The sequence below is a fragment of the Candidatus Rokuibacteriota bacterium genome, assembly GCA_030647435.1.
In the GTDB taxonomy this organism is placed as follows: Bacteria; Methylomirabilota; Methylomirabilia; order Rokubacteriales; family CSP1-6; genus AR37.
The window spans coordinates 99,940-117,925 of record JAUSJX010000012.1; the positions used below are offsets into that span (position 1 = coordinate 99,940).

General features: G+C 69.6%; 25 protein-coding genes and 2 tRNA genes. 1 reads left to right on the forward strand and 26 read right to left on the reverse strand.

Features of this window, described 5'->3' with window-relative positions:
- Nucleotides 1–164: 164 nt before the first annotated feature.
- The 14 genes from Q7W02_02425 to Q7W02_02490 form a co-directional block, all read right to left on the reverse strand.
- Entirely contained in the window at nucleotides 165–350 is a 186-nt protein-coding gene (locus tag Q7W02_02425; protein MDO8475046.1) for a hypothetical protein, read from the reverse strand.
- A gap of 4 nt (nucleotides 351–354) precedes the next feature.
- Complete coding sequence (locus tag Q7W02_02430) at nucleotides 355–630, reverse strand: hypothetical protein (GenBank protein ID MDO8475047.1); 276 nt, start codon at nucleotides 628–630, stop codon at nucleotides 355–357.
- 14 nt (nucleotides 631–644) lie between these two features.
- Entirely contained in the window at nucleotides 645–3,650 is a 3,006-nt protein-coding gene (locus Q7W02_02435; GenBank protein ID MDO8475048.1) for a glycine zipper domain-containing protein, read from the reverse strand.
- A gap of 1 nt (nucleotide 3,651) precedes the next feature.
- Complete coding sequence (locus Q7W02_02440; protein ID MDO8475049.1) at nucleotides 3,652–3,888, reverse strand: cold shock domain-containing protein; 237 nt, start codon at nucleotides 3,886–3,888, stop codon at nucleotides 3,652–3,654.
- Nucleotides 3,889–3,921: 33 nt separating this feature from the next.
- Entirely contained in the window at nucleotides 3,922–4,335 is a 414-nt protein-coding gene (locus Q7W02_02445; protein ID MDO8475050.1) for a hypothetical protein, read from the reverse strand.
- On the reverse strand, nucleotides 4,332–5,018 hold the full coding sequence (locus Q7W02_02450) for a hypothetical protein (GenBank protein ID MDO8475051.1): 687 nt from the start codon (nucleotides 5,016–5,018) through the stop codon (nucleotides 4,332–4,334). Before Q7W02_02450 ends, Q7W02_02445 begins: the two co-directional genes overlap by 4 nt.
- Nucleotides 5,015–5,554, reverse strand: coding sequence for a hypothetical protein (locus Q7W02_02455; GenBank protein ID MDO8475052.1), 540 nt, complete (start codon nucleotides 5,552–5,554; stop codon nucleotides 5,015–5,017). The genes Q7W02_02450 and Q7W02_02455 overlap by 4 nt, the downstream gene beginning before the upstream one ends.
- Nucleotides 5,551–5,781: a hypothetical protein gene (locus Q7W02_02460; protein ID MDO8475053.1), complete on the reverse strand. Its 231-nt coding sequence runs from the start codon at nucleotides 5,779–5,781 to the stop codon at nucleotides 5,551–5,553. Before Q7W02_02460 ends, Q7W02_02455 begins: the two co-directional genes overlap by 4 nt.
- Nucleotides 5,778–6,323, reverse strand: coding sequence for a hypothetical protein (locus Q7W02_02465; GenBank protein ID MDO8475054.1), 546 nt, complete (start codon nucleotides 6,321–6,323; stop codon nucleotides 5,778–5,780). The genes Q7W02_02460 and Q7W02_02465 overlap by 4 nt, the downstream gene beginning before the upstream one ends.
- Nucleotides 6,324–6,377: 54 nt before the next feature.
- Nucleotides 6,378–6,707 (reverse strand): hypothetical protein, encoded by a 330-nt coding sequence (locus Q7W02_02470; GenBank protein MDO8475055.1) that lies wholly within the window; start codon nucleotides 6,705–6,707, stop codon nucleotides 6,378–6,380.
- A gap of 205 nt (nucleotides 6,708–6,912) precedes the next feature.
- Nucleotides 6,913–7,224, reverse strand: a complete 312-nt coding sequence (locus Q7W02_02475) for a helix-turn-helix domain-containing protein (protein ID MDO8475056.1) — start codon at nucleotides 7,222–7,224, stop codon at nucleotides 6,913–6,915.
- 321 nt (nucleotides 7,225–7,545) lie between these two features.
- Nucleotides 7,546–9,369 carry an AAA family ATPase gene (locus Q7W02_02480; GenBank protein ID MDO8475057.1) on the reverse strand — a complete coding sequence of 608 codons (1,824 nt, stop codon included), beginning with the start codon at nucleotides 9,367–9,369 and terminating at the stop codon, nucleotides 7,546–7,548.
- Nucleotides 9,370–9,595: 226 nt separating this feature from the next.
- The gene (locus tag Q7W02_02485) at nucleotides 9,596–9,733 is read right to left on the reverse strand and encodes a hypothetical protein (protein MDO8475058.1); all 138 of its coding nucleotides are present in this window, start codon (nucleotides 9,731–9,733) and stop codon (nucleotides 9,596–9,598) included.
- A complete protein-coding gene (locus tag Q7W02_02490; GenBank protein MDO8475059.1) occupies nucleotides 9,730–9,927 on the reverse strand; it encodes a hypothetical protein in 198 nt (65 codons plus the stop codon). Before Q7W02_02490 ends, Q7W02_02485 begins: the two co-directional genes overlap by 4 nt.
- A gap of 203 nt (nucleotides 9,928–10,130) precedes the next feature.
- Between Q7W02_02490 and Q7W02_02495 the strand changes: the two genes are divergently transcribed.
- Nucleotides 10,131–10,718 carry a hypothetical protein gene (locus Q7W02_02495; protein ID MDO8475060.1) on the forward strand — a complete coding sequence of 196 codons (588 nt, stop codon included), beginning with the start codon at nucleotides 10,131–10,133 and terminating at the stop codon, nucleotides 10,716–10,718.
- 128 nt (nucleotides 10,719–10,846) lie between these two features.
- Here the strand turns inward: Q7W02_02495 and Q7W02_02500 are convergent, their stop codons facing one another.
- From Q7W02_02500 to Q7W02_02555, 12 genes are all read right to left on the reverse strand, one after another.
- Nucleotides 10,847–11,044, reverse strand: coding sequence for a hypothetical protein (locus Q7W02_02500; GenBank protein ID MDO8475061.1), 198 nt, complete (start codon nucleotides 11,042–11,044; stop codon nucleotides 10,847–10,849).
- Entirely contained in the window at nucleotides 11,044–11,850 is an 807-nt protein-coding gene (locus Q7W02_02505; protein ID MDO8475062.1) for a hypothetical protein, read from the reverse strand. Before Q7W02_02505 ends, Q7W02_02500 begins: the two co-directional genes overlap by 1 nt.
- Before the next feature lie 237 nt (nucleotides 11,851–12,087).
- On the reverse strand, nucleotides 12,088–13,038 hold the full coding sequence (locus Q7W02_02510) for a sigma-70 family RNA polymerase sigma factor (protein ID MDO8475063.1): 951 nt from the start codon (nucleotides 13,036–13,038) through the stop codon (nucleotides 12,088–12,090).
- Nucleotides 13,031–13,987: a M23 family metallopeptidase gene (locus tag Q7W02_02515; GenBank protein ID MDO8475064.1), complete on the reverse strand. Its 957-nt coding sequence runs from the start codon at nucleotides 13,985–13,987 to the stop codon at nucleotides 13,031–13,033. Before Q7W02_02515 ends, Q7W02_02510 begins: the two co-directional genes overlap by 8 nt.
- Nucleotides 13,984–14,289 carry an acylphosphatase gene (locus Q7W02_02520; protein ID MDO8475065.1) on the reverse strand — a complete coding sequence of 102 codons (306 nt, stop codon included), beginning with the start codon at nucleotides 14,287–14,289 and terminating at the stop codon, nucleotides 13,984–13,986. The genes Q7W02_02515 and Q7W02_02520 overlap by 4 nt, the downstream gene beginning before the upstream one ends.
- 22 nt (nucleotides 14,290–14,311) lie before the next feature.
- Nucleotides 14,312–14,388: transfer RNA gene (locus Q7W02_02525), tRNA-Pro, on the reverse strand.
- Nucleotides 14,389–14,408: 20 nt separating this feature from the next.
- Nucleotides 14,409–15,092, reverse strand: a complete 684-nt coding sequence (locus Q7W02_02530; GenBank protein MDO8475066.1) for a protein-L-isoaspartate(D-aspartate) O-methyltransferase — start codon at nucleotides 15,090–15,092, stop codon at nucleotides 14,409–14,411.
- Nucleotides 15,092–15,865, reverse strand: coding sequence for a 5'/3'-nucleotidase SurE (surE, locus tag Q7W02_02535; GenBank protein MDO8475067.1), 774 nt, complete (start codon nucleotides 15,863–15,865; stop codon nucleotides 15,092–15,094). The genes Q7W02_02530 and surE overlap by 1 nt, the downstream gene beginning before the upstream one ends.
- Before the next feature lie 67 nt (nucleotides 15,866–15,932).
- Nucleotides 15,933–16,009, reverse strand: a tRNA-Pro gene (locus Q7W02_02540).
- Between the two features lie 49 nt (nucleotides 16,010–16,058).
- Nucleotides 16,059–16,460, reverse strand: coding sequence for a MerR family transcriptional regulator (locus tag Q7W02_02545; protein ID MDO8475068.1), 402 nt, complete (start codon nucleotides 16,458–16,460; stop codon nucleotides 16,059–16,061).
- A 40-nt stretch (nucleotides 16,461–16,500) separates the two neighbouring features.
- Nucleotides 16,501–16,779: an integration host factor subunit alpha gene (locus tag Q7W02_02550; protein ID MDO8475069.1), complete on the reverse strand. Its 279-nt coding sequence runs from the start codon at nucleotides 16,777–16,779 to the stop codon at nucleotides 16,501–16,503.
- A gap of 100 nt (nucleotides 16,780–16,879) precedes the next feature.
- Nucleotides 16,880–17,911 (reverse strand): SPOR domain-containing protein, encoded by a 1,032-nt coding sequence (locus Q7W02_02555; protein MDO8475070.1) that lies wholly within the window; start codon nucleotides 17,909–17,911, stop codon nucleotides 16,880–16,882.
- Between the last annotated feature and the right edge of the window lie 75 nt (nucleotides 17,912–17,986).

Below are 17,986 nucleotides of genomic sequence, written 5' to 3' on the forward strand. Positions count from 1 at the left end.
GGCGAGCCGGGGCGCCCGATTCACGCGGGCCTGTCCATGGGCGCCGGCACTGCGGCCCGCACGCTCCTGGCGCCGTAAAGCCGGGCATTCCCGGGCGAGCTTGGAGCCCACGGGATGCCGGCCGCCCACGAGGCAGGTGCCGTGGATCACCGATCGGAACGGCGTCATGTCGAGGGCCGGGCGCCGGGCGGGCCGATGCTGACACCCCACCGCCGCGCCTCGTCGGTCTGCCGGCGCACGGGTCGGAGTGCCGCCAGCTCCGCGACCCGCTCGCGGTCGGCCCGAGCGATCCCGCGACGGACGACGGCCTGAAAGCGCCGATGCACGTCGGGCCGGATGGGCGTGCTCATGCCTTCAGGACGGCCGCTCGGGCGCCGCGGACTCGCCGCGCGCCTCGAGGATCACCCGATCGGCCTCGGCGCGGAGGCGCCCGGCCACCTCCCGGGACTCGCCCGTAGCTCGATCGATGAGCTCCGAGAGCGTCGTCAGGCTCCTGGCCACCTCGCCGCCCAGGCGCAGGTTGAGGTCGAACTGCGCCGCGGCCGCGCGGTGCAGCCTCCAGAGCCGCGTGGCGCTCCAGGCGACGAAAAGGACGAGGAGCATCATCAGGATCATCACCATCGTCGTCATGGTCGTCTCCTCTGTCAGGCCGTCAGATGCCCGATCGTCACGGTGGCGCCGAAGTCCGACTCCACGCGGAGAATCTGGAGGTCCCGGTCGCGGTCGACCTTGACGAGCTTCTCCAGGATCCGCTGCGCCTGGTCGTCGGTCAGATTGTCGAGCGTGTTCCCGATGGCGAAGAGATCCTGACCGGCCGCCTCCCCCAGGCGAGACAGCGGCAGGATCGTCTGCCGCGTGATCCGCCCCGCCGCCCCGCGGAGCCCCGTCGAGAACTGCTCGTCGTAGCCGAAGAGAATGCCCTGCTCGCTCGCCGCCAGCTCCTGGACTTTGCTGGTGACGGCTTGTTCGATGGCCCGGTTGGCGTCGTCCTTGAAGTGCTGCGCGATCCCCTGCTGGATCGAGGAGAAGAACGTGCCGGCGAGCGTGCCCTGGACGAACTGCTCCAGCGTGGCGATCGCGTACACGGCGGCGCTCGTGCCGATCAACAGCTGCCGCCCGTCTATCACCACCCCGGTGACGATGGCGACGCTGCTGCTGCCCCCGCTATTGCCCGACCCATTGGCGGCCAGCAGGGCGTAGAGCTGCTCCGTCGACGCGGTCGCGCGGATTTGCCCGATGATCGCCGAGGCCGCATCCGAGACGCGGGTGATCTCGGCCTGCTTGCGCTGCTTGGACTCCTGCTCCGCCTTGCCGAGCATGCCCGCACCCCCGCCGATCGCCGCGCCGGCGACCGCGCCGATCAAGGTCCCCCAACCGGGAGAAATGTAGCTTCCCAAAACCGCGCCGGAGAGCGCGCCGCTGAGGGCCCCGCCGTAGGGGTCGGCCGTCTGATAGGCGGAATACGCGCTGTAGGCGAGCGCGGCCACGGCCACCACGCCCCCAGCGATCGTGGCCGCGCTCGCGCCCGCACCGGCCAACGTCCCGGAGGCCCCAGCCACGCCCGCCGCGCTGGCCCCGGCCTCGCCCACCCCCGCCCCGAGCGCCGCCGCCAGGTCTCCGGCGTTCGTCACGAGGGCTGGACCGGCCGCCGTCGCCACGATCACGGCCTGCCCGGACTGCACGGCCGCCACCGCGTTGAAGCCGCCGAGTTGGAACGCCGTGGCGATGTTCCCAGCCGAGACCGACGGGCCGAAGAAGCCCTGCCCGAACTGGCGGGCCGCCCCCAGGAGATCCGTCATGTAGCCGGTCGCCGACGAGCCGGTCACGGCACTGACACCCGTGCTCACCCGTTGCCCGATGAACCCGCTGGCGCCGACTCCCGCGCCGAGCGTCCCGCCGGCTGTCGCGCTCGCGGCCCCGCTCGCCGTGATCGCCACGCCGCCCCCGCCGCCGCCGAGCGCGAAGGGGCTCGCCACCAGCGGGATCGCCGAGAAGACGCGCCCCGGGCCACCCAGCCCGAGCCCCTGGCCGAGGGCCGCGAAGACCCGCGAGGTCAGGCCTGTGCTGAGCTGCTCGATGAAGCTCGTCAGCAGGCGCTTGCCCAGCTGCTTGCCGATGTCCCCGATCTTGTCGATCTCCCCGGTAAGCCCGGCCACGACGATGTCCGAGAAGCCGCGGTTGATGTCGTGGAAGGCCCCGACCACGGACAACCGCATCCGGTCGCCGGCCGACGCCACCTGCTCCGCGATGTCCGTGAAGCCCGCCAGCATCCCGGCGGTCGGATCGGTGCGCTCACTCTCGCGCTGCGAGACGTTGCGCGACTGCACGCGCGCCGTCAGCTCGACCAATTCCCGCTCCGAATCGGACCGGGCCCGCGAGAGATCTAGCTGTCGCTGGGCCTCGATCGTGACCAGCTGGGCCTGCGCGCGCTCGTCGGCGGTGAGTCCGACCTGCTGGTGCAGGATCTCCGCCCGCCGCACGGCCACGTCGAGCTGGCTCGCTTGGGCGCGCGTCCGCTGCCCATCCAGCTCCTTCTCCAGTGCCGTCTGCTGCTCCGCGGTCTCGCGCTCGAAGTCCGCGAACGTCTGGGCGCTGCGGAGCCTCGCGTCGGCCGCCTCTTGCGCCTGGTCCGCCTTCTGCGTCGCCTGCCGCTGCAGCTCGGCTGTGAGGGCGAACTCCTCCTCGAATGTCTTCTGCGCGGCCTCCTGTTCGGCGGCCAGCGGGGTAAAGCGCTGGTCGATCAGCTTCTCGGACAGCGCCTTGCCCTGTTCCTCACGGGCCAGCTTCTGCCGTTGCAGCGAGATGGCCAGCTCTCCGCTCCGCGCCTCCTGTTCCAGCCGGAACGTTTCCTCAAGAGGCCCGGTCGGCAGGCCTTCCTTGATCGCGGCCGCGCGTCGAATCCCCTGCTCCTGGCGGAGGGCCTGCATGGCCAGGTCCCGCTCCCGGCGGTCGGCGGCTTCGAGCGGCCCTTGGAGCGCGCGGAAGCCGGCGAGGTCCTCCTCGTTCGCACGCCGCTGCTGCTGGAAGAGGAGCGCACGCTGCTGGGTGCCCGCGATCCCAGCCATGAGCCCGGTCTGCCTCGCGCCTTCCTGGACGCCGAGGAGACCGCCGAGCATCGTCATCGCCTGCGCGCGCTGGGCCTCCGGTGTCGGAGCGCCGAAGAACGTCTCCTGGGCCGCCTGCGGGAGCGCCTGGAGCCGCGACAGGAAGCTCTGGACGGCGCCGGTCCAGGTCCCCGCCTGATTCCCGATCCGGTTCCCGATGTCCGACATCCGGTCCATCTCGTTGTTGACGCGCGCGAGTTCCCCGCGGAGGGTGCCCACGTCGAGCGAATTCAACGCCCGTCCAAATCGCAATTGCTCGTCCGACACGCGGTTGAGCGCGATGCCGTAGGAGGCGAGGATCGAGACCAGCCCGGTCGCGGCGCCGCCGACCGACTGTGTCATCGTGCCCGCGAGGCCGCGGAACGATCCCGTCAGGCCGGGGATGACGGCGCCGAGCTTTTCGAAGGACTCGCGGACCGCGTTGATGCCCGTGGCGAAGTGGACGTTACCGCCCGCGGTCTTGTCGAACTCCCCGCGGACTTTGTTCAGGACCTCGGTGGCTTGATCACGCGCACTGATAGTTATGATTAAATCTTGAGCAGCCATGTCAGCTCGCCTCCTTGGACATCGCCTGCACAATGAGCGGCGCCGCCTCGCACGGGTGCACGTCGACGGCGCGCGGGCCGCGGACGGTGTCGAGCGGGGTAAACTCGACCCGCTGCCCGATCGTCAGCTCGAGCACGTCGAGGAGGTCGTCGCGGTGGGCGAAGTATTGCCGGCGATCGGCGCCGGTGACTTTTCCGAAGCCGCGCCGCGAGTCGAAGTGGTGGCAGATCCCCGTCATCACACCACCGCGCCCGTATGTCGGAATCGCATGTTAGAGAACCACCGCCCCGCGCTGATCGAGCCACGCTCGGCAGCCCTGGCAGCGGTACCGCCCGGCCGACTCACGAAACCCGGCGCCGAGGCAGCGCAGGCAGGTCACGGTGCGCGGCAGCGGGGGCCGCGCGACGAGGGGCTGCTGCGGCGCACGACGACCGCGCGCAGCGGACGCCGCGAGCTGCTGACGAAATTCTTCCGGGGAACCCGGAACGGCCCGGCGCGCGGCCAGCGCGAGCTGCTGGCGGAACGCTGCGGGGCTGTCGGAAAGGGCGCGAGGCGCCGGCGGCAGGGCCGATGCGGGCCGACGGTCGGCGCTGATGCGGTAGACCTGGGCGGCGGTGCGCGGGCCGCACAGACCCAGCGGGCGGCGCGGGTCGTTCATCTCGGCGACGTATTCATCGAACGTCATCGCCGAGCCTCCTGTTCCTTCTGCAGCCGCCAGCCGAGCTCACGTGCCTCGCCGGGCGTCAGATCGGGGCGCTGCGGCGTCGTCACGGCGTCCGTCGCGGTCGGGACGCTCGCGTCGATCGCCGCCAGCTGGCCGCGCAGCTCCGCATCGTCCAGCGCCTCAAGCTCAAGGGCGTCGAGGCGGAGGCAGGCCGCGCCGACGGCCTGCATGACGCGCGCATTTTCCGCGGCGTTGCTGCTCCAGAATTCGGGATATGTCCCGGTGGCGCGATCGAGCAACCCCGGGTGCGGCCCGGTCGCTCGGGTCGCCGCGCGCGCGGCCTCTCCGCGAACGAGCAACCGCGACCGGCACTCCCTGATCCGGAGATCCGCGGTCGCGCGCAGCTGGCGCACCAGCCCGCCGTCCTGCGCCTCGAAGGCGAGGCTGGCGCTCATCACCCGGCGCGCCGCCTCGAGCCGGGCGGCGTGCGCCAGGAGCAACTCGGCCTCGAGGGCCCGCTCACGCGCCTCCGCGGCCGTCAGCGCGTCGGCGACGAGGGGCCGCTGGCGCTCGACGTCGGCACGGAGCCGGACCCGTTGCGCCATCCAGTCGCGCCGCTGGGCCAAATCTTCCGCCTGCTGCTCGGATTCGAGCTTCCGCCCGAGCGGTGACCGCGCGAAGCGCTCCACGATCTTGTCGCTCATCGGTTCGTCTCCTCATTCGCTAAAGTGAGCTGCTGCAACCATGGCTTGAGCGCAGTGCGCACCAGGTCCTCGGGGCCGTGCAGCCCGTCCGTGGACACCACGGCAAGCGTGCCGTCGGGTGTGAGGACGAACTCGGAGAGCGGCCACGACTGCCGCCCGCCGGGGACGCCGGTGGCGACGGCGAGGGCGGGCGCTGGGTTCTCGACGAGCGTAAAGATCACGAAGGCCGGACCGCCAGGCAACGTGGACCCGATCGACACGCGATCGGCGGTGACCACGACGCGGAGCATGGGCCCGCCGCCACGCTGGAAGGCGGTCGCCGCCCGCTGGATCTCCTCGGCGAGCAGATTCTGGAAGATCACGCGATCGCGCTCGAAGACACGGCGGACCGCGGCCGCGGTCTCCAGCTCGGCGGCCTGACGCTGCGCCTCGGCGGCCGCCGCTTCCCGCTGCGCCGTCGCGATGGTCTCGGCCCAGTGGGGAGCCGCGATTCCCGCGACGCGCGGCTCGTGAAGGGGCGTGGTCGTGCGTGTCATCGCCTAGAGTCCTCCGGGGTGATGGCCATCGTGATCGGTTGAGCTCGCCTGAGTTCGCCGGCCAATTCGTCGACCGCAGCCAGGAGCCCGCGCAGGGCGTGCGACACGTGCGACGGAGCCAGCGGACGCAAGATCTTCAAGGCCACCACCATGTCGCCGACGACGGCGAGGGCCTGCAGGCCCGTCAAGCGCGCCTGCGCACAGCGCACCGTGGGATCGTCAGTCATCGCGGCGTCCGATGCGCGCCGTTGGTCGACGCCAGCGCGGGCGCCGGCAGCGGGCGCCGAGAGCCGAGATGGACCGGCGGGGCCAGCTCCGGGATCATGACGACCTCGGGCTTGAAGTCCGCCGCGCTGAGCCGCGCCAGCTCGCCCGGTACGAGCAGCGCGCACCGGCGCAAAAACTCGGCTTGGCTCTCGAAGACCATCCGCGCGGGCGCCCCACCTGGCGGACGTGATTGCGGGTGGGGCGGAAGACCGAACTCCTGTTTCCAAATCCAGCCGCCATCGCCGGGTCGCGCGCCGCGGTCCACGTAGCCCGCGGCATCGAGGCAGGCGCGAGGCGCCGGCGCGTCGTATCGCCACCAGGCCCACGGGCGCGAGCCGGGATGCTCGCGGGTCCAGTCCTCAAGCAGCGGCGCCGCGTGCTCGCGCCAGGCCGCGGGCAGCGCGGGTCGGCCGAAAAACACCGCGTCCGCGTAGCCGTCGAGGGGCGTGCGCTTGTGCGACGCCATCACGCCGCCTAGGCCGAGCTCCAGGAAGGCCCGCATCGCCGCGCTCAGTGGCGCACGCCGCGCCCTCAGTCGCCGCTGCCGCCGAGGCATCTAGCGCTTCCCCCCTTCTGGTGGCCGAGACTCCGGCGCGTCGATGTCCAGTCGCAATTCTCGCAAAAGTCTGGCGAAGAGGACCTTCGCATCACGCTCGACCGCCACCGCCGGATGCGCCTTCGGCGCGCCGAAGCGATCGTCATAAAACGGGCCGCGCTTGGCGATCACCGCACGTGCCGACTGCGCGCGGTCCCACGTTTCGGCGGCGAGTGTCAAGAGCCGCGTATGGTGCGGCTCCATCTCGAAATTCTCCATCACCGAGGCCCACCACGCCTTGGTGGCAGCCAGGAGGTGCGTCGGCGGCGTCGGCGGACGCTTGCCCGTCATGTTGGGATTTCTCGTTGAACCGGGTACGCCGGCGCGTGCGCGAGGGAACACCGCGGTACTGCTGGGCGGGATCTGAAGTTTTGAACCCGGTTACCCTTTTCCCCGCGCACAGACATGATGGCCCGACCGGCCACGGCATGTGGCGATCGCGCCGCGGCGGGCACAGCGAGCCTCGCCCGGTCCGCATCGGCGCGCGGTGAGGCGCTCACGAGGCAGCCTTACCGGCGGTCGCTGCCGTCTGCACTCGGCGGAGCCGCGGGGTCCCCTGTTCACGCTCGCGCAACCACCGCTCGAGGCGCTCCCGTGGGAAGCGCACCGTGCCGCCGATCTTCAGCGCCGGCATCGTCGGGTCCGCCTTCATCCAGCGGTACACGCTCTTCTCGCTGACCTGGAGCAGCTCGGCGACCTGGTCTGCCCGGAGGTAGGTGGGCTGCGACGCCCCGAGGAACGGGGTGGGCATCTCCCCGCCCGTGACCTTGGTGGCGAGCTGAGGAGCGGCGAGGGGCCGATCAGTCATTGACTGGGGCCCCGAGTAGAGAGGCGCGAGGCCCGTGAGGCCTCCCCTCGCGCGCGCGTATACACATGGCACACATGGCACAGATGGCACAGATGAGGCGGTTCAACTGTGCCATGGTCATGTGTGCCAACCATGTGTGCCACGTGGCAGAGATAGAAGACAGCGAGAGACTACATAGACTTACGGTAAGTGTGCCAAGTGTGCCAACGGTGCAATACGCGCGCGCGCGAGGCCGGGGGTCATCCATCTGTGCCACGGCGTGGCGACTCGATGGCAGAGATGGGGGCACGGTGGCACACTTGGCCGGCGCGCGACGCGGTGTCATGGGGCGGGTTCCCGCTGGGGGAGCATCCAGTACCAGGCTCGGCCGTGGCGCTCGGTGACGACGCTCAGGTCGGTCTTGGCTCGCCAGAGCGTGCGGCGCGCGATGCCGTTGGCCTCGGCGTCCGCCTGCAGTTCCTTCGACGTCATCATACCGGCGGCGAGCGTGTCGCGCAGGAAAGTGACGGCGGCGTCCCGCTCCTTCCGATCGGTGCGCGAGCCAAGCTCATCCACGGCCAGCAGCTGCTCGGCGGATCCTTCTACGGCTCCTGGCTCCCAGCATAGCCCCTCGTCGCCGAGCCGGAAGCCCAGCGCCGGCGGGAACGGGCCGAGGTTGTTCTTGATGGGCACGAGGAGCCGCCGCCCCGGGATCTCGGGATCACTGCCGACGGCGAGCACGGTGCGCGCCTGGGCGACGAAGGCGATGCTCCCCTGGGCGCGCATCAGGAGGCGCCGTTGGGCGTCCTTGGTCAAGTGCAAGATGCCGATGAGGGCGACACCGTATTGCTCGGCGAGTGCGGCCAGCGGTGTCAGGAGCCCCCGGATCTCGCTGTCCTTGTAGCTGTTGCGGGTGCCGAGGTAGGCCGAGATCGGATCAATCCCGACCGCCACCGCGTGGTTCTGCTGGATGGCGGCCTCGAGCGCTGGCAAGTCGCGCTCCAGGGTGAACGGGTACTCCTGTCCGTCGACGCGGACGGCCTTGAGCACCGAGACGCGCGCGGGGTCGCCGCCCTGCCGATCGAATCTCGGGCGCACGGTGTCGGCCAGGCCGTCCTCGGCCGCCAGCAGGACGACGTTCCCCATCGGCGCGATCCCGCCGTCCGGCCAGGGGAGACCGCGCGTGGTGCGGGCGAGCGCATCGATCACGACCTGGGACTTGCCTTCGCCGGGGTCGCCCACGACCAGGCCGAGCTTGCCCCGGGCGCTGCGGCCGGCCCACAGCCACTCCACCGGCTCGGGGGCGACCGTATCGAGGCGCACAAGCACTGGGCCATCGGGCACCCGCCCGCCGCGCGGCTCCTGTACCGGCTCCGTCACGTCCGCGGCTGTGACAGTGGGGGCGGCGTCCGCGAGCGTGACCAGCTCGGTCGGTGTGTGCTGGGCCTCGGGCCATGCCGCCGCGAGCCAGTCGCTCACGTCGCCCTTGTCAGGCAGGCCCGGCAGCTCGAGCATCCGCACGGCGAGCCCGGCCGAGAGGCAGGTCCGCGCCACCAGGCGCCCGTGCGCCGCGCCGACCGCATCGTGATCGGGCACCACCACCACCTCGCGCACGCCCGCCGCTACGAGCGCCGCGGTATGCTCGGGCCGCCACTTGTTCGCCCCGCCCTCATTGCAGGTCGCCGGGAGCCCCGCGGCGCGCAGGGTGTCCACGTCCTTCTCGCCCTCGGGCACGTACACACGGGCCTGGCCGGCGAGCTCAGGCAGCCGATACGGGAGCCGGCGCACCCCCTGCATGTTCCAGGTCCAGCCGTCCGCGCCATCGGGCCGGCGGCAGCGAAAATCCTTCGGGTCGAGGCGCACAACCTGATAGCGGAGCGTGCTGGCCGCGTCCTGGTAGTCGTAAGTCGTGAGGACCGTGAAGTCGTGGACAGCGGGGCCGTTCCCGTTGCGTGAAAAGAGATCCGCCACGGAGCAGCCCGCCGCCGCCGTCACTTGCTCGAGCGGGCAGCCGCGCTGGCACTTGACGATGAGGCCCTTGTCGCCGTCGGCAAAGCTCAGGCTCGCGTGGGTGTCCTCATGCGCGGGGCACTTCGCGTCCCACCATTCGCCATCGGAGCGCCGCCGGGCGCCCTTGACGAGCTGGGCGAAGTCGGCCGCCATCATGAGACCTCCGTGCAGCACGCACACGGCGCGACAGGCCCGACCGGGACGCCCGTGCAGAACACTTCGACGATGCGCGTCACGCCGTGGGTGCGCGCGGGGTCGCGGCTTACCCGCTGTTCGCCGAGTCGACAGCCGGTTTCGTCGAGCACCCCGCGGCACACCGGGCAGCGCCCGCCGAGTGGCGCGGCGCTCGAGCGCAGAACCACGTATCGCTCGGGCGCCGCGATCATTCGGCGGCGGCCCCTTCGAGGATCACCAGCGCGTCGATCCAGAGGCTCAACCGCCTGGAGTAGGTCCAGCCGGTCGCCGAGAGAACGTCCTCGATCTGGCCGCGCGCTGCCCGGGCCCAGATCGCGTGGCTCACCGCAGCCGCAGTCCTTTCGGCCCTTGCATGTTTTCCAGCGCGGCGGCCACACGCTTCGCCACTACCTCCGTGAGCGGGATCCGCTCGTTGAGCATCAGGGCGAGCCGGCCAGGATGTACGCTGACGATCGCCCCGAGCTTGTACATCGGGATTCGTTGACGCGCGCGCGCTGCCCTCAGGTCGCTTGCGGTCATGGCTGTCTCCTTTCTCGCTCTTTGATATATATGCTCTCGGGTACCGTATAGCAATTGATTTCTGTGTAACGATTATGTGGCCGTGTTATGCTCCTGACTGTGTACCAGCCCCAAAGGAGATCAACGCCATGAGGAAACGTCGTCGAGCTAGCCCACCAGCCACCAAGCGGCCGGCGGCATCACCGAGGCGCGGCGGGGCGCGTGTGACCACCGGCCTTCAGCTCCTCAACACGCCTCGCGGGGCTCGGTTTCTAGTCGCCGCGGTGCAGCGCCGGGTCGGGGAGACACCGGAACAGCGCCTGCGTTGGATCATGGACTTCCTTCGCCTCGACCTCGATCTTCTGACCTCAGGCGAGGTCGAGGCGAAGGGTGACGACCTGCGCATGATCGCCGCGCACTCACTGCCGCGCGGCGTCGGGTTGAAAACGACGGTCTCGCCGATGGCGGCCGGCGTCCTGCGGCGCTACCGGGACCAGATCCACGAGGGGCTGCGCTCGGTGCTCGGGAAGGATTGCCAATGGCCTCTATCTGGCCGGCCTGTCCTTGAGCGACGCGCAGGCGGCTTCCGGATCGTCGTTGATGGAGACGAGATGGTGGGGATCCTCAGCGGCATCGCCCAGCTCATCGTCGAGGCCGGCGATCGCCTCAGGGCCTGCCAGGATCCGGCGTGCGGTACGCCATTCGTGGCGACGAAGCGACAGGCCTACTGCACCACCAAGCATTCCCAGCGGGTGCGGAACCAGAAGCGCATCCAGAAGGAGAAGGCGACGATGGCCAGAGGGAAGCCGTGATCTACTAGGACTCGATGCGCAACCCCGGGATCTAGCCACGAGGTCAGACTACGGTTTCTCTCGCTCATGGGTGCTGGCTACAGCGAAGGTCGAGCCGCCTCTTCGCCAGAGGCGGCTCGACAGGAGATTTAGCTGGTTGGCTTGGCAGCTGCGCGAACTGACAGGATCTCACCCTTTTCCGACACCACAACCGCAGGAGCTACCGAGGCCTGCTTCTGCTCTCCAAAAGCAGCCGGGTTGGTGACGATCATGCCCGAGGCCAAAGTGACCTGGTAGATCACACCCCCCGCCGCAAGCTGAGCAATGGGACCACGGATTGTATCCATTACGCGGTGACCTCCCTCTGATAGAAGCTATCCCGAAGAGCCTTCGATCGCGACTCATTGGATGCCCGAGTTTTTACTACCTCCTCGGGAGGCAGGCTTTGGCAACCCTCTTTGCCAGGCCTTATCACTATAACATTCACCGGCCCCCCGACCTTCCCATCCTGGGTGGCAGTCTCCGTGATGACGTAGATCGCCAACGCAGTCAGCTCTTGCATCGTGCGCCCAGGCTCGTACAGCCGATTCAGCAGATAGAGGCCATATTGGGCGATCCCCTGGAGCGCGAAGCCGTAGTCATGCAGCATTGGTGAAAAGTCGAAGAAGGACCCGAGCCCGAACAGGCGCGGCGTGCCATCGGGCTCGTAACCGCCGAGCAAAAAAGCCAGGTCAGGACGCACGGCTACCTGGCCGGTCTGTACCATCGCCATGGGCAATATCGGCGGGACGGACGGAAACCATTCCTGGTATCGCGCTCGAGCCATGTCACGTAGCACGTTGAGAACGGCGGTGGCACCGTCTGTTCCCTGCGCGGTGACCTGCTGCCGCACTAGGTCGATGATCAAGGCCCCCACTTCGCCCGACCCAGCGGCCAGCACGGCAACATGGGGCGCTAGGATGTGCGCCTTCTGCTGCGCATCGTTCTGGGCTGTCACGCCGCGAGGGTCCCCGAACGTGCCACGGCTGTCTGCCGCCAGCACCAGACCGTCACTACCCTTCAGCGCTACCAGGAGTGTCATCGGGAGGCGATTGTGGGTGCGGGGGATCGGCGTGTCAAGGCCCCCCTCCAGGGCGTCCTTGTGCTGAACCATGGGCTGAACCACCCCGAGGTTGGCGCGACTACCGCCCTTTGGCAAGAAGATTGTCCACGGTTGTCCTGCGAGGGTCAGCACACGAACGGACAAGAGCGAAGCGTGGTTGCGCGCAACATCGTGGAAGATCAGCGAAACGCGCAATCCCGAGGGAGGCCATTAGGAAACTGTTGCTCTATCCACCTGAGCTACGGGGGCGTCAGTAACCCCATCGCAACAGCACTATTCTAGCACCGCTCAGAACAGGTCCCCCGCCTCGAGGCCCCGGGCGGCCATGAGGCGCCGCAGCCGGCCGAGGGCCGCCGCCTCGATCTGGCGGACCCGCTCCCGCGTGAGCCCAAGCTGGCGCCCTATGCTTTCGAGTGTCCTCGGCTCCTCGCCTTCGAGCCCGAAGCGCAGCTCCAGCACGTTGCGCTCGGTATCGGGCAGGTCCCGGAGCACGCCGGCCAGGTCTTCGCGCGCTTTCAGCGCTGCGGCGAGCCCGGCGCCGGGCAAGGGCTCCGCATCCTTGACGAGGTCCTCGAGCTTGCCGTCGCCCTCCTGCCCGATGGGCGCGTCGAGAGAGACCGGGCGCTGGCTCATCCGCTCGATGTGCTGGATCTCCTCGAGCGGCTGACCGAGAGCCTTGGCGATCTCTTCCGTGGTCGGCGCGCGGCCCAAGTCCTGAGTGAGCGCGGCCTTCTTCTTCATGTACTGGCCCAGGAGGAGCTCGATGTGGACGGGCAGCCTGATCATGCGCGCCTGATTTGCGAGGGCCCGAGCCACCGCCTGGCGTATCCACCAGACGGCATAGGTGGAAAAGCGCGTGCCGCGGCCGGGCTGGAACTTCGTGACGGCGTGCAGCAGGCCCAAGTTGCCTTCCTCGATGAGGTCCAGCAGCGACAGCCCCCGGTTCAGGTAACGGCGCGCCACCCGCACCACGAGCCGGAGGTTGGCCTCGATCAGCTGCCCCTCGGCATCGGCGTCGCCGGCCTGCACCCGTCGCGCGAGCTCCTGCTCCTGCTCGGGGGTGAGCAGCGGCACCTTGGCGATGTCGCGGAGATAGAGGCCCAGCAGTGGGAGGCCGCGGGCCGCGTCGCCCGGCTTGTCCCTGTCGCCCGCCAGGTCGGCAGGCGCGCGTGCTAGAAGCGTCTCGAGGGGCTCGTCGCTGCCGCCGAGGTCGACCGTCTCGGCACGCAGCTCACTCATCGACATCGTCGTCCGCCCCGTGCGCGCGTGCCGACTCCATCGGCAGGTCCGGCGCCTCGTCCGCCCGGACCTCGATCACCTCGCGGGCGGGCAGCAGGTGGAGCGGGTTGTAGACCATGTCCTCGTGACGGACCTCGAAGTGCAGGTGCGGCGTTGTCGCCCGGCCGGTGCGGCCCACGGTGGCGATGATCGTACCCCCGGAGACGCGGTCGCCGACCTCGACGAGGTTCTCCAGGTTGTGGGCGTAGACCGTGACGAAGCCGCTGTCGTGCTCGATGCGGATGATGCGGCCGTAGGCGCGCTCCTGGCCGCTCGAGATCACAAGGCCCGGCGCGGCCGCGAGGATCGGCGTGCCGCTCTCGGCCTTGATGTCCATGCCCGCGTGCCAGCCGCCGTGCCGCTTCCCAAAGGGTGAGATGATCCGGCCGTCTACGGGCCAGGTGAAGTCGAGGGCGTGGCCGTCGACGTCGGGGGAGGCCATGTAGAACTGGGTCGGTACGCGGCGTGGGCCCGCGCGCACGAACAGGACGTCGCCATTGTCGAGCACTGCGTCGATGAGCTGGACGGGGCCCCTGCCCGCTGCAACGCGGGCCCCCGGCACGACGATCCGCTGGCCGATGCGGAGCTGCTCGGGGCGCGCGAGCTTGTTGGCGTCGATCAGCGACTTGCGCGTGACGCTGTAGTGCGCGGCTATCCGGCTTATGGAGTTACCCGAGCGGACGACGTGGACGGTCCGGCCCCCGTTTTGACCCAAGACCCGGCGGCTCGGATCGGCATCCACCCGGCTCCGAGCCTTGCGCTCGACGGAGGCTTCAGTCTTGGATGTCGTCTTCTTGGCCGGGGATGTGGCGGTACGGCTGGCTGCATCGGCGGAGCCTGGGTGGGTCAGGAGAAGCCCTGGTAGGAGGAGCCCAAGGCCGATCGCGCGCCGCCCACGCGGACGCCTCACGGGTCGAACTCCGCGTAGCGGACATCGAACGACGTGAAGCGGCCCGTCGGCGGCCGCCAGCTGACGGACACCGTCTCGACGCGCGCCAGCGGCGGGCCCTTCTCGAGATCGCGGGCAAGCTCCTCGATGGCCTCGCGAGTGCCCTCGACGCGCACGCGAACCCTCCCGTCCTTGAGGTTCATGACATAGCCGCGCAGCGCAAGCTGGGCGGCTTTCCGCTGGGCGAACGTGCGGTACCCGATGCCCTGCACACGCCCGTCGATGATGATCTCAGCAGCGCTGCGAAGTCTGGTCGCATTCATGCGAGGGCGCAGAGGTGAAAAATGGTCGGGGCGACTGGATTTGAACCAGCGACCTCCTGCTCCCGAAGCAGGCGCGCTACCAAGCTGCGCTACGCCCCGTCCCTGTCGACCATTCTACTCTACGCTTCCCAGGCGTACTTCCCGATCAACTTCACGAACACGCACCCCGAGTCATCCGTCACCTTCGCTTCGCCGGCGATCTTGTCGACCATATGCAGCCGCTGAGAGTCTTCGGATCCGACCGGCATCACCATCCGCCCGCCCTCGGCCAGTTGGGCGAACAGCGGCGGCGGCACCGACGGTCCACCGGCCGTCACCACGATGCGATCGAACGGCGCCTCATCGGGCCAGCCGAAGGTGCCGTTGGCGGTCCGCACCCAGACATTGCTCGCGCCGATCGCTTCGAGCGTCTCCCGTGCGCGCGCGGCAAGCTTCGGGATCCGTTCCACGGTGCAGACGCGCGCCGCGAGACGGGCCAGTACGGCGGCCTGGTAACCGCAGCCGGTGCCGATCTCGAGCACTTTTTCCTTCCCCGTCAGCCGCAGCAGCTCGGTCATCCGGGCCACCATGAAGGGCTGCGAGATCGTTTGCCCCTCGCCGATCGGCAGGGGGTAATCCTCGTAGGCCTTGTCCCGCAGCGCCTCGTCCACGAACAGGTGGCGCGGGGTGCGCCGCATCGCCTCCAGCAGGCGCGGGTCGGCGATGCCCCGCTTGACCAGATGCTCCGCGACCATCCGCTCCCGCTCGCGCGCGTAGCGCTCTCCGCCTCCCGTCGCGGCCCCGGGCTCCCGCCGTCTGCCGATCACCGCGGCCGCTTCCTCAGGAGCGCGTTGAGGCTGCTCTCCCAATCCCCCATGCGTCCAAGAGCTGCGTAGTGAGTCAGGTCGAGGTGGAGCGGCGTCACGCTCGCGAGCCCCTGCTGCACGGCCGCGATGTCGGAGGCCTCGTCCTCGGCCCACTCCGGGGGACCCGCGCCGATCCAGTAGTACGGCTGGCCGCGCGGGTCGACCTCCTGCACCACCTTCTCCCGGTACACGCGGTGACCGAGCCGCGTCATCCGGATGCCGCCCGCGGTCCCACCCGGTACGTTGACGTTGAGGAGCGTCTTCGCCGGAAGCCCCTCGACCAGCAGCCGGCTCGCCACGAGCCGGGCCACCACGGCCGCGCCCTCGAACCCCGCCTTCCCGGCGTCCGCCTGCGACACGGCCATGGACGGCACGCCCAGGAGGGTGCCCTCCATCGCGGCCGACACGGTCCCCGAATACGTGACGTCGTCTCCGAGGTTCGAGCCGTGGTTGATGCCCGCCGCCACGAGCACCGGACGCCCGGGCAAGAGCCCCAACACCGCAAGGTTGACGCAGTCGGATGGTGTGCCGTTGACGGCGAAGCGCCGCTCGCCCACCTGCGTGACGCGCAGCGGACGGTGCAGCGTCAGCGCGTGGCCGACCGCGCTCTGCTCACGATCCGGCGCCACCACGTACACCTCGCCCAGCTCGTCGAGGGCGCCCGCCAGCGCGTCGAGCCCCGCGGCGTGCACCCCGTCATCGTTGGTGACCAGGATCACCGCCGCCGTCACCACTCACCGTTCCGCGAGCAAAAAAGAGGGCAGATCCAAGAATCCGCCGCCGTCGCTCTCGCTAAATTGGTCGGGGCGACAGGATTTGAACCTGCGACCCCTTGACCCCCAGTCAAGTGCGCTACCGGGCTGCGCCACGCCCCGACCCGAGGAATCATTGTACGGAGTGCCGCGGGCAAAGACAAGGACGGCGTCAGCTCTTGGGAGGCGTCAGGCGTTCGCGGAGCGTGCGCAGTTGATCGCGCATACGCCGGAGCGCCGCTTCGAGCGCCGATCCGCGAACGCCCAAGTCGAGCTGCGCAGACCCGCGGCTCTCGGCCACCAGGCGCTTCTTCGCCCCTTCGAGCGTGAGCCGTTCGTCGTACAGCAGGGCCTTGATGCGGAGGACGAGATCGAGGTCGCGTCTGCGGTAGAGACGCTGGCCAGCGGGGTTCTTCTTCGGGCGCAGCAGGCGGAACTCCGACTCCCAGTAGCGGAGGACGTAGGCCGGCACCTCCGTGATGGCGTCGACCTCGCCGATCCGGTAGTAGAGCTTGTCCGGGATGACCACCCGTCCTTGCTCCTCCCCGCCTTGGGCCGCCCCGCCGCCGCTCACGGCCGCCGCCTCACGCCTGGTGCCCTCACGCCTGATGCCCTCACGCCTGATGATTGATGCGCAGCTTGAGGCCCTTGCTCGGCTTGAACGTCAGCACCTTGCGTGCGGTGATCTCGATGCTGTCCCCCGTCTGTGGATTGCGCCCCCGCCGCGAGGCCTTGCGGCGGATGCGGAAGTGGCCGAAGCCCACGATCTTGACATCCTCGCTCTTCTCGAAGCAGCGGAAGATGATGTCGAACAGCGATTCCACCACCGAGGCGGACTGCCGTTTCGACAGCCCGTGGGCCGCCACCGCGTTGATGAGATCGTTCTTCGTCAGTGCGGTCACCCCCCCTCGATCGGGATGGACTCACGGACCCACTGCACATAGGCTGGCGCGGCCTCGGCAACGGGCACAACGAGCGGCTGTTGGTCGCGCATCAGCGCGCGGTTCCCTGTGTCAGGAAGCCCGGGTGCCCCTTGGCCTCGAGCTCGCCGCGAGCCTGCTGAGCCTTCGTCCGGTCCGGATAGCCGCCGACCCGCACGACGTGGTAGGTCGGCCCGCCTCCGGCGGCGGTTTTAGGTGCCGCCGCGCCCTTGGCGCGCCGGATCACGACCTTGAACCCCTCCTTCTTGAGGGACGAAGACAGGGACATGGCCGTCTCGAGATCGAACGGTGGATTGACCTGCACCCCGCCCTTGACCGCCTGCGCCGTGCCCTTGCCCTTGAGCGCCGAGTTGACCGCGTCCGGGGTGGAGCCTGTGATGAAGAGCTGATTCTGCCCGCCTGAGGTCTTCGCGGGAGCGGGGACAGGCGCGCCGCCACGGGTGACCGCCGAGAGCTGGACCGGGAAGTTCTCGCCGCGGAGCTGCTTGGCCAGCGCTTCGGCGTTCTTCTCCTCGAGGAACGCCCCCACCTGGACCCAGTAGCCGCCCGGTGAGCCGCCCTCGGCCGCTCCGCTTCGCTTCGGTGCGGGTGCCGACCTCGGGGCTTCCGCCTGGGCCGCGGGCGCTGGTCGGGCCGCAGGCGCTGGTTGGGCCGCGGGCGTCGGTTTAGCCGTTGGGGCCGGCTTGGCCCCAGGTCCGGGCTTGGCGGCGGGTGTGGCCGGCGCCGGAACCACCGGTAGCGGTGCGGTACCGATTGGACGTTCCGCCGGGCTCGGTGCCGCCGGCGCGGGTGGAGCCGATGCCGCAGGCGCGGGGATCAGGGTCGGGGTCGGAGAGCTCGTGGCCGGTGGGGCTCCCGCCGGACCAGGCGCGGGCGCGCTGCTCTTCGCCTGGGTTTTGGCCGGCGGAGGCGGCGTGGGCTCAAGCCAGTTCAGGAGATACGGCAACGATACGACGACGACGATGGCCAGCACCGTCAGGACGAGCAAAGCCCGGAACCACCCAGCCGAGAAGATGCTCCGCCGAGCTATTTCATCCTGCTCGTCGTCCTCGAGAAACTCGTCCTGGTCCGGGTTCGTCGCCATGGGCCCTCGCTGTGCCGTGGGATCTAACGCCGCGTCATGTTAGCACAGACCCCGGGGTCAACCAACGGTTTTGCT